Here is a 13200-nt window from a genome sequence, read left to right on the forward strand (position 1 = left end):
TGCCCCGGATCACGCCTTGTACAGCGCGTCCAGCCGGTCGGCATAGCGTTTGCGGATGACGTGGCGGCGGATCTTCATGGAGGGCGTGAGTTCCTCATTCTCGATCGCGAAGGGTTCGTCCGCGAGGATGAAGCGGCGCACCCGCTCGATCACCGACAAGTCGGCATTGACCCGATCGACCGCCGCGCGCAGGGCCGCCTGATAGGCCGGCATGGCGACGGCGGCTTCGATCGTGATGCCCTGCGCCTCCGCCCAGTCGCGCGTCCATTCCGCGTCCGGCACGATCAGGCCGACCAGATAGGGGCGGCGGTCGCCATGGACCATGGCCTGGCCAATCTCCGGCTGGAGCGTCAGCATCCCCTCCACCTTTTGGGGCGCGACATTGTCGCCCTTGTCGTTGACGATCAGATCCTTCTTGCGGTCGGTGATGCGGATGCGGCCGCGCGCGTCGATTTCGCCAATGTCGCCGGTGTGGAGCCAGCCGTCCTTCAGCACCTTCTCGGTCTCGGCGGGATTGCGCCAATAGCCGTGCATGACCAGCTCGCCGCGCACCAGGATCTCGCCATCCTCGGCGATCTTCACTTCAACGTCGTCGAGCGGCGGGCCGACCGTGTCCATGGCGATGCCCGCGCGGGGGCGGTTGCAACTGACCACAGGGCCGGCTTCGGTCTGGCCATAGCCTTGCAGCAGCGTCAGCCCCATCGCGTGGAAGAACAGGCCGACGTCCGGGTTGAGCGGCGCGCCGCCCGACACCAGCGCCTTCATCCGCCCGCCAAAGCGCGCCCGCACCTTGGGCAGGAGGGTGCGGGCAAGCAGCGCCTTCATCGGCAGGTCGAGGATGGAGCCCTTGCCCGCCTGTTCTTTTGCGGCGATGCGCAGCGCCTGGTGCAACAGATAGGTGGGGAATTTCCCCTGCTTCTCGATCGACTTGATGATGCGGGCGCGCAGCACTTCGAACAGGCGGGGGACGACGACCATGATCGTCGGGCGCGTCTCCTCGATATTGCTGGCGAGCTTTTCCAGCCCTTCCGCATAGTAGATCTGCCCGCCCAGCAACATCGGCAGGAACTGGCCGCCGCTATGTTCATAGGCGTGGGACAGGGGGAGGAAGGACAGGAACACCTCGTCATCCCAGCCGAAATCCTGGGTCACGATGGCGCCGGCGCCCTCGCAGTTGAGCAGGATCGCGCCATGATGCTGCATCACGCCGCGCGGGGCGCCGCCGGTGCCGCTGGTGTAGATGATGCAGGCCTGATCATCGCGCGTCGCTGTCTGGGCGGCGGCGAGCAGGTCGACATTGGCCGCGGGATCATGGGCATGGGCGGCGATCAGGTCGGCCCAGAGATGGCAGGCGCAGCCGCCCTGCGCGCCACGCAACGGCTCCATGCCAATAACGAAGTCGGCCTGCGAGCGGATGACGGCGGGCATCAGCGCCTGCGCCAGCTTGGCGGTGGAGACGATGACGGCGCGCGCGCCGCTGTCGGTCAGGATATGCTGATGATCGCGGGTGGTGTTGGTGGTGTAGGTCGGCACGGTGATGCAGCCGGCCGCCATGATGGCGAGGTCGGCGATGCAGAATTCGGGGCGGTTTTCGCTCACCAGCATGACCGGCTCGCCGGGGCGCAGGCCCTGCGCCTTGAGCGCGGCGGCGAGCGCGGCCACCTGGCGCGCGACTTCGGACCAACTGAGCGACTGCCAATCGCCGTCCCGCTTGCGCCAGAGGAACGGGGTGTCGCCCTTCTCCTGCGCGCGAACGAAGAACATGGTGACAAGATTGGGGAATTTCTCGATGGCCCTCAAGGCTCGACTCCTGCGGTTTTCGGCGCGTCTGCCGCGCACCTGAGCGTCAGGCAAGGCTATAACCGCGCCTTGCCGTAACGGCTATGCTTTTTGGATGGTTGCGTCAGTCGAACAGGCCGTCCTGCGATCCCGCCGGAGGGTTGAGGCCCAGATGCTTCCAGCCCGGTCCATTGAGGCAGCGGCCGCGCGCGGTGCGGGCGATGAGGCCAAGCTGGATGAGATAGGGTTCGATCACTTCCTCGATCGTGTCGCGCGCCTCCGACAGGCCCGCCGCCAGGGTTTCCACGCCGACCGGTCCACCGCGATAAATGTCGGCGATCATCATCAGGTAACGCCGGTCCATGAGGTCCAGGCCAAGCTGGTCGACCTCCAGCCGCAGAAGCGCGGCATCCGCCACCTTGCGGTCGACGGTGGCCGCGCCCGCCACATTGGCGAAGTCGCGTACGCGGCGCAGCAGGCGTCCGGCGATGCGGGGCGTGCCGCGCGAGCGACGGGCGATCTCGACCGCGCCGTCGGACGTGATGGCAAGGTCGAGCAGCCGCGCGGCGCGGCGCACGACCAGCTCCAGCTCCTCCACCGTATAGAATTGCAGGCGCACCGGGATGCCGAAGCGATCGCGCAGCGGCGTGGTGAGCAGGCCCTGCCGCGTGGTGGCGCCGACCAGGGTGAAGCGCGGCAGGTCGATGCGGACGGAGCGGGCGGACGGCCCTTCGCCGATCATCAGGTCGAGCGCGCGGTCCTCCATCGCGGGATAGAGGACTTCCTCGACCGCGGGGTTGAGGCGGTGGATCTCATCCACGAACAGGACGTCGCCTTCATCGAGATTGGTCAGCAGCGCGGCAAGATCGCCCGACTTGGCGATGACGGGGCCGGACGTTGCGCGGAAGCCCACGCCCATTTCCTTGGCGACGATCTGGGCGAGGGTGGTCTTGCCGAGGCCCGGCGGCCCGAAGAAGAGCACATGGTCGAGCGCATCGCCGCGCGACCGGGCCGCCTGGATGAAGATGCGCAGATTTTCGCGCGCGGCCTGCTGGCCGATAAATTCATCGAGCGATTTCGGGCGCAGCGCGGCATCGACATCTTCCGGGCGACGCGCAGGCGTGAGGAGGCGGTCGTCGGTCACTTCGCCGCTTTCCTGAGCGCCAGGCGGACGAGCGCGTCGAGGCTGGCTTCTTCGCCGAGGTCGGCTTCGGCGGCGGCGACGGCGGCGCTGGCTTCATGGGGCTTGAAGCCGAGATTCTGGAGCGCGGAGAGGGCGTCGGCGCTGAGACTGCCAGCCGGGAGCGGCACCACGCCACCCGTCCCGACAGGACCGCCCACCGGCGCAGCGCCGATCTTGTCCTTGAGTTCGTTGACGATGCGCTGGGCGAGTTTCGGGCCGACGCCGTTCGCCCGCGCGATCATCGCCTTGTCCCCCGTGGCGACGGCGCGATGCAATTCCTGCGGCTCCAGCGCGGACAGGATGGCCAGCGCCACGCGCGATCCAACGCCCTGGACATGGGTGAGCAGCCGATACCAGTCGCGTTCGTCGGCGCGGGCGAAGCCGACGAGGCGGATCATATCCTCCGCCACCAGCATTTCGGTGTGGATCGTCACCGCTTCGCCAACCGGCCCCAAAGCGGCCAGCGTGCGCGACGAGGCGCCGACCAGATAGCCGACGCCGCCGACATCGATGATGGCATGGTCGATGCCGGTGCTGTCCAGCAGCCCCTTCAATTTCGCGATCATCCGTCCCGCCCCCTGGCGCCTTGCCCTTTGGTCATGATCTGTTCTTTACATCCTGTGACGCCGTGCGCCAGTTTTAAAAGCACGGCACTTTTTCGCCGCGCAGGCGTAGTGCAGCGCGACGCCCGACACGCCCGATGGAGCATGAACATCTATGAACGCCCCCCTGCTTTCGCCCAAGGATTTTGAATTTCCCGCCATCGCCCTGTCGGGCAATGTCGATCATGGCATGTATCTGCACTTCAAAAACTGTCTGGGCACCGCGCCGCAGCAGGGGTTGGTGGTGGTCGAAATCTCGACCCTGGGCGGCGATCCTGAAATCGCCCGGATGATGGGCGAGGATATTCGCTTCCATTCCGACCTCTATCCGCAAAGGCGGCTGGTTTTCCTGGGGAAGACCGCGGTCTATTCGGCGGGCGCGACCTTCATGGGCTTTTTCGCGGCCGAGAATCGTTATCTGACGCGCGGCACGCGGCTGATGATCCATGAGCGGCTGATCACCAAGACGGTGCAACTGTCCGGGCCGCTATCGACCTGCATCGCGACCTTGAAGGCCAATCTCAACGAGATCGAGACATCGATCGCGATCCAGAATGAAGGGTTTGAGAACCTGATCCTGGGGTCGCAGGTGACGATGGACGAACTGCTGCGAAAGGCTCCGGAAAACTGGTATCTGGACGCCAATGAAGCGCAGGCGCGTGGGCTGGTGGCCGCGGTTCTGTAAGCGGCGCTGAACCGTTTGCGCGGACGGGCGTTTAGCAGGCGGGAGAGAGCCTGTGGACGCATGTTTCGATATTGCGCCCGATCCGCCGCGCCGGCTGATGCGGGTGTGCCTTTCCGGCTTTTTCGAGAGCGAGGATGTCCGCGCCTTCGCCGCGCAATATCGCGAAAGATTGCAGGATCTGGGCGGAGCGGGTCATCTGACGCTGGTGGACATTCGCACCATGAAGATACAGGCGCAGGAGATCGTCGCCGCCTTTAGCGGGTTCATGGCCGCGCCGGATGTGCGCTCGCGCAAGCTCGCCTTCGTCTGCGCCTCGACGCTCGCCCGGCTCCAGGCGCAACGGCTGACCGATCGGGAAGAGGTGCGCTTCTTCGACGACGCCGCGTCCGCCGAAGCCTGGCTGACGGCGTAGCGGAAAACTCCTTCATCGCTTGCTTACCATTTTTTGCTATGGCTTGCGGCCATGCCCAAGGCCGATCCCCGTCCCAAGTCCGCCGTCAGCCACGGGGTCGGCATCGCCGGCCTGGTCGGCCTTGGCCTCTGGACGCTGGTGGCGCGCCATTATGGCATGGACGGTCCCAATGCCGGTCTGGCGGCGATCGTCGCCTGCGGGGTGCCGATGGTGCTGTGGTCGCTGATCATCGACAAGGTGCATCGCAACGCATCGACCGGGATCGACTGGCAGGCTGCGCCGCGCCCCGTGCGGGACGTGCTGGACGTGAGCATCGTGAAGATTACGGGGCTGTGGGCCACATGGCTGGCCATCGCCGTCTTCTATTGCGTCGCACGCTGGTATTGGAGCGGCAATTATCGGTTTTCCATGGAGCTGTTCATGGGCGCGGCGCCCTGGCTGCTGGTTGCATCTATCCCCTATATCGTGTGGATCGACCGGCGGCTGGCGCAGCCCAGGGACGCATCCTACAGTTTCGGCCAATGGGTCATCGGCGGGGCGGCGGGCCGGGCGGACATGACGCAGGTTGCCCATCACGCCCGCGCATGGGCGGTGAAGGGCTTCTTCCTCGCCTTCATGCTGTCGATCGTGCCGGGCAATTTCAGCAATGTCGTCAACTGGCGCCTGTCCGATGCGCTGGCCCATCCGGTGGCGCTGGCCGGCTTCCTGATCGCAGTCATGTTCATGATCGACGTCTGCCTGGCGACCGTTGGCTATATCCTGACGTTCAGGCCGCTCGATTCGCATATCCGCACCGCCAATCCCTATCTGGGCGGCTGGCTGGCGGCGCTGATCTGCTACCCGCCGTTCGTGCTGATGGGGGGCGGCGGGCCGCTCGACTATCATGCGGGCGGTGCGGAATGGGATGTCTGGACGGCAGGATCAACCGTCCTGCAATGGCTGCTGGGCGGGTGGCTGGTGCTGTTGACCGCCATCTATGCCTGGGCCACGGTGGCGTTCGGCATCCGCTTTTCCAACCTGACCCATCGCGGCATCCTGACCCATGGGCCGTATCGCTGGACACGGCACCCGGCCTATCTGTCCAAGAATCTCTTCTGGTGGTTCGCTTCTTTGCCGTTTCTGGCGGTGAGCGGCTCCATCACCGACATGGTGCGCAATTGCGCGATGCTGGGGCTGACCAACGCCGTCTATTATTGGCGGGCGAAGACCGAGGAACAGCATTTGTCGGCCGATCCCGACTATCGCGCCTATAGCGCATGGATGGAGCGCAACGCGCCCGTCCCGCGCTTCTTCGCCTGGGCGACGGGGCGCAAGCGTGAGACGGCGGCGGCGCAGCCTGCGGAGTAGGCTTTAGAAACTCTCTTCCGCATAGATGCGGCTGAGGTCGCCCTGCCATTCGCCGTGATAGCGATCCAGCAGCCGTTCGGCGTGAGTCTTGCCCGACGCGACCACTTCATCCAAGGCGGACAGATAGCCGGTTTCATTGTCGCCGGCACTGTTCAGGCGTGCGCGGGCGGCAAGGCCGGACCGGGCGATGTCGACCGCTTCGCCGGCGATGTCGCGCAGTTTGCGACCACCCCCGATCGGCGCATCCAGACCGAGCCGGGGCACGCTGTCACGCAGGATTTGCCGTTCCTCCATCGACCAGTCCTTGACCAGATCCCAGGCCGCATCCAGCGCACCCTGATCATAGAGCAGGCCGACCCAGAGCGCGGGCAGCGCGCAGATGCGGTTCCACGGCCCGCCATCGGCGCCACGCATTTCCAGGAAGCTCTTCATACGCACTTCGGGGAAGGCGGTGGAGAGGTGATCCTCCCAGTCCTTCTCGGTCGGCTTCTCGCCCGGCAGGACGGACAACTTGCCGTCGAGGAAATCGCGGAAGCTGAGGCCCGCCGCGTCGATATATTTGCCGTCGCGGTAGACGAAATACATCGGCACATCGAGGGCATAGTCGGCATAGCGTTCGTACCCAAAGCCGTCCTCGAACACGAAGGGCAGCATCCCGGTGCGCGCCGGGTCGGTGTCCGACCAGATATGGCTGCGATAGGAAAGATAGCCGTTGGGCTTGCCGTCGGTGAAGGGGGAGTTGGCGAACAGCGCGGTCGCGAGCGGCTGAAGTGCGAGCGAGACGCGGAATTTCTGCGCCATGTCGGCTTCGCTGCCATAATCCAGATTGGTCTGGATGGTGCAGGTGCGCAGCATCATGTCGAGGCCCAGCGACCCCACGCGCGGCATGTGGCGCAGCATGATGTCATAGCGGCCCTTGGGCATGATCGGCAGATCGGCGCGGCTCTTGTCCGGCCACATGCCAAGGCCCAGAAAGCCCAGGCCCAGCATGTCGCCGACATGTTTCACCTGTTCCAGATGCCGGCCGGTTTCGGCGCAGGTCTGGTGCAGATTTTCCAGCGGCGCGCCCGATAATTCGAGCTGCCCCGCCGGCTCCAGGCTGATGGTGCCGTCGCTGCCCGCCAGGGCGATGATATTCTCGCCCTCGAACACCGGGTTCCAGCCATAGCGGGTGAGGCCGATCAGCAGTGTGTGGATGCCGCCCTTTTCCTCATAGGAGGGGGCGTGATGATCCTTGCGATCATACACGAATTTCTCATGCTCGGTGCCGATGCGCCAGCGGTCCCTGGGCTTCTCACCCTTGGCGAAGGCCGCGATCAACTGGTCGCGATGCTCGATCACGGGATCTTGTCCCGCTGAGTCGGTTCTGGTGCTCATGCCCCGGCCTTAGTGCTTCCCCTCTGCGCGTCAAATCACAGCGCGCGGTGCTCAGATAAGTTGCGCTTGTCAGGAGCGCAACAACATAGCGAAATGAAACTAGATCCAGTCGCCGTTGATCGTCATCCAGGCGGCGGCCGCGGCGATGGCGGCGGTCTCGGCGCGCAGGATGCGCGGGCCAAGCGATACCGGCACGGCGCCGGGCGTCGCGCGAATCGCGTCGCGCTCGGTCGGATCAAATCCGCCCTCCGGCCCTACAAGGAAGGCGGCGGGGCCGGGATGGGCCCGCAGGCTCTGTTCCAGCGGCGCGCCGCCGCTTTCGTCGGCGAAAAAGAGATGGCGTCCCTGCGGCCAGTCCTTCAGCAGGGCGTCGAGTTTCATCATTCCGCCCAGTTCCGGCAGCGCGGTGCGGCCGCATTGTTCGGCCGCCTCGACCAGATGGGCGTGCAGCCGGTCGAGATTGAGCTTGTCCACCACCGCGCGGCGGGTCAGCACCGGCTGGAGCCGGGCCACGCCCAGTTCGCACGCCTTTTCCGCGATCAGGTCGATCCGTCCCTTCTTGATCGGGGCGCAGCAGAGCCAGAAATCAGGCACCTGTTCGGGCGGTTTGGTCTGCTGCACGCATTCCAGCACCAGATCGCGCTTGCGAATGTCGCGCGCCCGCGCCGCCCATTCGCCCGACCGGCCGTCGAACAGGAGGACGATGTCGTCGGGTTTCACCCGCATCACGCTGATGAGATAATGCGCCGGATTGCCGTCGACCGGCACCACGACGCCGTTGCCCAGCTGCGTTTCGACATGCAGGCGCGGGGCGCTTTGCGGGGGCCAGGCGGGGGTTGCGGTCATTTGGTCTCGTGTCTTGCCGGATACGCGTTCTTCCCTAAAGAGAAGCATGGCCCTTCGACAAGCGTCCATATGGTGGCGTTAGGGGCAAACGGAGTCGCAGTGAACCAGACGATCGTCCCCGACAGCGAAGCGCGCGGCCTGCTCGCGCGGCTGCCGGATACCCCGCGCACCCTGGCGCAGCTGGCGCGGTTCGACCGGCCGATCGGCTGGTGGCTGCTGTTCTGGCCAGGCGCCTGGGCCGTGGCGCTGGCCGGCGGCGGCTTTGCCCGCTGGCCGCTGATCGCCTGGCTGCTGCTGGGCAGCATCGCGATGCGCGGCGCGGGATGCGTGTTCAACGATATCGTCGATCGCGACCTGGACCGCAAAGTCGCGCGCACCGCCGCCCGACCGCTGGCGAGCGGGGCGATGTCGGTGAAAACCGCCTGGGCGTGGCTGATCGCCTTGTGCCTGGCGGGGCTGATCGTCCTGCTCCAGCTCCGCCCCTATGCGCAGGTGGCGGCGTTGGCCAGCCTGGCGCTGGTCGCGGCCTATCCGTTCATGAAGCGAATCACCGGATGGCCGCAAATCTGGCTTGGCCTCGTCTTTTCCTGGGCTGCTCTGGTGGGGTGGAGCGAGGTGGTTGGCGCGCTGACGCTGCCCGGCCTATTGCTCTATGCGGGAACCATTTTCTGGATCGTGGGCTATGACACCATCTATGCGTTGCAGGACCGGGAGGATGACGCGCTGATCGGGATCGGGTCGAGCGCCTTGTCGATGGGACGGCATGTGCGGCTGGGCGTGACGTTCTGTTACGCGCTGGCGCTGGGGCTGTGGGCGTGCGCTGTTTGGCAGGTGCGGCCCCAGCCGCTGGCGCTTGCGGCGTTGTTGCCGATGGCGGCGCAGCTTTTGTGGCAGGTGGGTACGCTGAAGGAGGACGGGATCGACCCGCTCGCCAAATTCCGGTCCAACCGCTTTGCCGGGCTGCTGATGTTCCTGGGCTGCCTGGTGGTGGGGAGCGCCGCATGACGCCGCAACCGGGCGAAGATTGCTGGCGCATCGCGCGCGCCGACAAGGCCAGCGTCATCATCGACGCCGACGCCTATTTTCGTCATGCGCGGCTGGCCATGCGGATGGCGAAGCGGCGCATCATGCTGATCGGCTGGGATTTCGACGCCGCCATCAGCCTGATCCGCGAGGAAGAGGCGCGGGACGGCGCGCCGACCATGATCGGCGAGTTCATCAGCTGGCTGGTCGAGCAGACGCCCGAGCTGGAAATCTACCTGCTGCGCTGGGACGTGGGAGCGATGAAGGCGATGGCGCGGCCGACCAATTTCTTCACGACCCTGAAGTGGATGGCGCATCCACGGGTAACGGTGAAGCTGGACAGCCATCATCCGCCCGCCGCGTCGCATCATCAGAAGATCGTCGTCATCGACGATTGTTTCGCCTTTTGCGGCGGCATCGACATGACCGGCGACCGATGGGACACGCGCCATCATCGCGACGAGGAATTGGGGCGGCACCATCCCGATGGATCGCCCTACGGCCCCTGGCATGACGCCACCACCGCGCTGAAGGGGCCGGTCGCCGCGGCGCTGGGCGATCATGCCCGCGCGCGCTGGAAGGGCGCGGGCGGCGAGGAACTGGCGCCGGTCGGGGGCGAATATGAATGCTGGCCCGATTCGCTGCCGGTGCAGTTCGAAAATGTCGAGGTCGCCATCGCCCGCACCGCGCCGGAGATGGACGATCAGGAGGGGCTGGCCGAGATCGAGCGGCTCTACCTCAACCAGATCGCGGCGGCCAAGCGGCACATCTATGCCGAAAGCCAATATTTCGCCTCACGCAGGATCGCCGAGGCGATCGCGCGGCGGCTGGCCGAGCCGGACGGCCCGGAAATCGTCGTCATTAATCCCCAGCAGGCCGATGGCTGGCTGGAAAGCCAGGCGATGGATTCGGCCCGCGCCCGGTTGTTCGAGGCATTGAAGGCCCGCGACCCGCGCGGTCGCTTTCGCCTCTATCATCCCTTCACCCAGCGCGGCGCCCCCATCTATGTTCACGCCAAGATATTGATCGTCGATGACCGGCTGATCCGGGTCGGTTCGTCAAACATGAACAACCGCTCGCTGCGGCTGGACACCGAATGCGACATCTGCATCGACACCGCCCTGCCGGCCAATGCCGGGCGGCAGGAGACGATCCGCCGGATACGCGACGACCTGATCGCCGAGCATCTCGACCTGCCGGTGGAGCGGGTGGCGACGGTCATTGCCGAGCGCGGCCTGATCGCCGCGATCGAGGAATTACGGCAAAAGCCGGGGCGGACGCTGCGGCCTTATCAGACACCGGACCTGAATGCGGTCCAGGAATGGCTGGCGGACAATGAAATACTGGACCCTGAAGGGCCGGAGGAAATGTTCGAGCCGATCAGCGAGCGCGGACTGTTCCGCCGGATGAAAGGCTGGTTCGGCCGCGGCTGAGGGGCGCTACAGGGCGGCAAGGGCGTCCGCGATCCGGTTGATCGCCGTATCGAACCCCTCCGCCTGCTGCGCGAAGCCCAGCCGCATATGCATGGGATGGCCGAAACAGTCGCCCGGCGCGAGCAGCACGCCCTGCGCGGCGAGCGTTTCGCACAAGGGGCGGCTGTCGCGGCCATCGGCCAGCCAGGGAAAAGCCGTCGTGCCGCCATCCGGCCGCGCCCAGGCGAGCCGCCCCCTCGACCCGGCCACCAATGCGTCGAGCTGCACGATATTGCTCTGCGCGACCGACCGGAGTCGGCTCAATATGGCGTCGCTGTGGCGCAGTGCATGAGTGGCGAGCCGTTCGAGCAGCGGCGAACTGCTGATCGTGAAATAGCTGCGCGCGTCGATGATCCGTGCGCGACGATCGGCATCCGCGTCAATCAGCCAGCCCGTGCGCAGCCCCGGCAGCGACAGCGCCTTGGACAGGTCGCTGGTCACGATGACGTTGGAAATGCCGGCGGCCGAGCGTTGGGACGCGGCCAAATAAAGCGGATGATAGACCTCGTCCACCAATAGCGGCACGCCGCGTTCGGCAAGGGCCGCCGCCAGCGCTTCGATCTGCGTGCGGGGCATGACGGCGCCGGTCGGATTATGCGGGGTGTTGAGGATCACCAGGCTGGTATCGGCATCGACCTGCGCCAGGATGGCGTCGGCCCGCTGGGCGAAGCCGGCCTCCCGACCCAGGCGATAGGCGCGGGTGGACAGGCCCCAGGCCTGCGCGACCGCTGCATAGGCCGGGTATCCCGGATCGGGCAGAATGATGTTCGCGCCCGGCCGTGCGCCCAGGCAGAAGAGAATGGATAGCGCCTCCGACGCGCCGGTGGTGGCGATGACGGTGTCGGGATCGGTGTCGTGGAAGGCCGCGATCGCCGCTCGCAACGGCGCGCCGCCTTCTGGCGGGGCGTAGCTGAGGATGGTGTCGTCGATCGCCAGCGGCGCGTCGCCCAGCGCACAGAGATCGGCCACGCTCCAGCGCGGGCCGGTGCTCGACGCGAGATTATAGGCAATCGGCGGCGTCGCGAAATCATGGGCCGACAGCCAGTGATCGAGCGCAAAGGGAGGCAGGTCTACCATCAGCGGTCCTTCTCGTTGAGGCGCAATGTTGCGGTCCGAGCCGGGCGGGAACAAGAACCGACCGTGGCCGATTGGCCTTATTCGGCCGCCAGCAGCGCTTCGGCGCCATGAAGGTTGACGGAGACGAGACGACTGACCCCCCGTTCGACCATGGTCACGCCGAACAGCCGGTGCATCCGCGCCATGCTGACGGCATTATGGGTGACGATGAGGTAGCGCGTGTTGGTCTGGGCCACCATCGCATCGAGCAGGTCGCAGAAGCGTTCGACATTGGCGTCGTCCAGCGGCGCATCGACTTCGTCCAGCACGCAGATGGGCGCGGGATTGGTCAGGAACAGGCCGAAGATGAGCGCGACGGCCGTCAGCGCCTGCTCGCCGCCGGACAAAAGGGTGAGCGCGGCGAGTTTCTTGCCCGGCGGCTGGGCCATGATCTCCAGCCCCGCCTCCAGCGGATCGTCGCTGTCGACCAGTTCCAGATGCGCCTGGCCGCCATTGAACAAGGTAGTAAAGAGGCGACGGAAATGGCCGTCGACGGCTTCGAACGCTGTAAGCAGGCGCTGCCGGCCTTCGCGGTTGAGGCTGCCGATCGAACCGCGCAGGCGATTAATGGCCTGGGTCAGTTCCTCGCTTTCGGTGCGGCTGGTCGCCTGCGTGGCTTCCAGTTCCTCCAGTTCCTGCGCGGCGACGAGGTTGACCGGGCCGATCCGCTCGCGATCGGCGACGAACCGGTCATGGTCGGCCTGTTCGGTCTGGGCGATGCGGATGTCGGCGCTGGAAAACCCCAGTTTCTCGGGCAGGACGGGCGGCGGACATTCGAACCGTTCGCCCGACAGGCGGTTGGTTTCGACCCGGCGTTCGTCGGCCGCTTCGGCGCGGGCGACGGCGGTGGCGCGGGCTTCGCGCGCGGCGGCGAGCGTTTCGGCGGCCTGCGCGGCGCGGGCTTCGGCGGTGCGCAGCGCGGTCTCCGCCTCCTGCTCGGCACGACGGGCGTGATCGGCAGCTTCAGTGAGGGTTGATCCCCGGTCGCTGAGGTCGGCAATATTCCGGGCCAGGCTGTCGGGCTGCGCCGCGAGGGCGGCGCGTTCGGTCCCGATCTCGTCGGCGCGCGCGACCATGGCGGCGATCCGCTTGGCCGCTTCGCCGGCGCGGGCGCGCCAGCCCTTGATTTCGGCATCGGCCGCCGCCTGACGTTCGCGGTCGCTGCTGAGCGCGCGGTCGGCGAGCGCCTGATCGGCCTGAAGCTGGCTGACGGCGGCGCGGGCTTTCTCGCTGGCTTGCCCGAGCGTCGTGACCAGCGTGCGGGTTTCCGCGCCGTCGGGAATGGCCGCGCGCGCGGTTTCGGCCTGTTCATGCTCGGCCTGCGCGCCGGCCCGGTCCCGCCGCGCTTCGGCCAGCCG

The 13200-nt window shown here is 66.4% G+C and carries 11 protein-coding genes and 1 pseudogene; 5 read left to right on the plus strand and 7 right to left on the minus strand.

The features are described from left to right. Positions 1 to 9: 9 nt before the first annotated feature. The 3 genes from C100_RS28165 to ruvA form a co-directional block, all read right to left on the minus strand. Positions 10 to 1764, minus strand: a complete 1755-nt coding sequence (locus C100_RS28165) for an AMP-dependent synthetase/ligase (RefSeq protein WP_024018368.1) — start codon at positions 1762 to 1764, stop codon at positions 10 to 12. 139 nt (positions 1765 to 1903) lie between these two features. Continuing rightward, the gene (gene ruvB / locus C100_RS28170) at positions 1904 to 2923 is read right to left on the minus strand and encodes a Holliday junction branch migration DNA helicase RuvB (RefSeq protein WP_024018369.1); all 1020 of its coding nucleotides are present in this window, start codon (positions 2921 to 2923) and stop codon (positions 1904 to 1906) included. Then, entirely contained in the window at positions 2920 to 3528 is a 609-nt protein-coding gene (gene ruvA, locus C100_RS28175) for a Holliday junction branch migration protein RuvA (RefSeq protein ID WP_024018370.1), read from the minus strand. Before ruvA ends, ruvB begins: the two co-directional genes overlap by 4 nt. Positions 3529 to 3679: 151 nt before the next feature. Here ruvA and C100_RS28180 point away from each other — a divergent pair, with 151 nt between their 5' ends. From C100_RS28180 to C100_RS28185, 3 genes are read left to right on the plus strand one after another with little or no spacing between them, the layout of a single operon-like run. Beyond that, positions 3680 to 4249, plus strand: a complete 570-nt coding sequence (locus C100_RS28180) for a hypothetical protein (RefSeq protein WP_024018371.1) — start codon at positions 3680 to 3682, stop codon at positions 4247 to 4249. Positions 4250 to 4301: 52 nt separating this feature from the next. Next, positions 4302 to 4661 (plus strand): STAS/SEC14 domain-containing protein, encoded by a 360-nt coding sequence (locus C100_RS47405; RefSeq protein ID WP_024018372.1) that lies wholly within the window; start codon positions 4302 to 4304, stop codon positions 4659 to 4661. Positions 4662 to 4712: 51 nt separating this feature from the next. Then, positions 4713 to 6008 (plus strand): methyltransferase family protein, encoded by a 1296-nt coding sequence (locus C100_RS28185; RefSeq protein ID WP_024018373.1) that lies wholly within the window; start codon positions 4713 to 4715, stop codon positions 6006 to 6008. A gap of 3 nt (positions 6009 to 6011) precedes the next feature. On the opposite strand, the gene C100_RS28190 is transcribed toward C100_RS28185, so the two are convergent. Together C100_RS28190 and C100_RS28195 are read right to left on the minus strand one after the other, a co-directional pair. Beyond that, positions 6012 to 7385 (minus strand): glutamate--cysteine ligase, encoded by a 1374-nt coding sequence (locus tag C100_RS28190; protein ID WP_024018374.1) that lies wholly within the window; start codon positions 7383 to 7385, stop codon positions 6012 to 6014. 99 nt (positions 7386 to 7484) lie between these two features. Then, on the minus strand, positions 7485 to 8231 hold the full coding sequence (locus tag C100_RS28195) for a 16S rRNA (uracil(1498)-N(3))-methyltransferase (protein WP_024018375.1): 747 nt from the start codon (positions 8229 to 8231) through the stop codon (positions 7485 to 7487). Positions 8232 to 8330: 99 nt separating this feature from the next. Between C100_RS28195 and ubiA the strand changes: the two genes are divergently transcribed. Together ubiA and C100_RS28205 are read left to right on the plus strand one after the other, a co-directional pair. Beyond that, the gene (gene ubiA / locus C100_RS28200) at positions 8331 to 9236 is read left to right on the plus strand and encodes a 4-hydroxybenzoate octaprenyltransferase (protein ID WP_024018376.1); all 906 of its coding nucleotides are present in this window, start codon (positions 8331 to 8333) and stop codon (positions 9234 to 9236) included. Beyond that, on the plus strand, positions 9233 to 10687 hold the full coding sequence (locus C100_RS28205; protein WP_024018377.1) for a phospholipase D-like domain-containing protein: 1455 nt from the start codon (positions 9233 to 9235) through the stop codon (positions 10685 to 10687). The genes ubiA and C100_RS28205 overlap by 4 nt, the downstream gene beginning before the upstream one ends. 6 nt (positions 10688 to 10693) lie before the next feature. On the opposite strand, the gene C100_RS28210 is transcribed toward C100_RS28205, so the two are convergent. Continuing rightward, positions 10694 to 11803, minus strand: coding sequence for a pyridoxal phosphate-dependent aminotransferase (locus tag C100_RS28210; RefSeq protein ID WP_024018378.1), 1110 nt, complete (start codon positions 11801 to 11803; stop codon positions 10694 to 10696). A gap of 77 nt (positions 11804 to 11880) precedes the next feature. Continuing rightward, a pseudogene (locus C100_RS28215) lies at positions 11881 to 13200 on the minus strand (chromosome segregation protein); the annotation flags it as partial.

It is taken from the genome of Sphingobium sp. C100 (genome assembly GCF_000508185.1).
GTDB lineage: Bacteria > Pseudomonadota > Alphaproteobacteria > Sphingomonadales > Sphingomonadaceae > Sphingobium.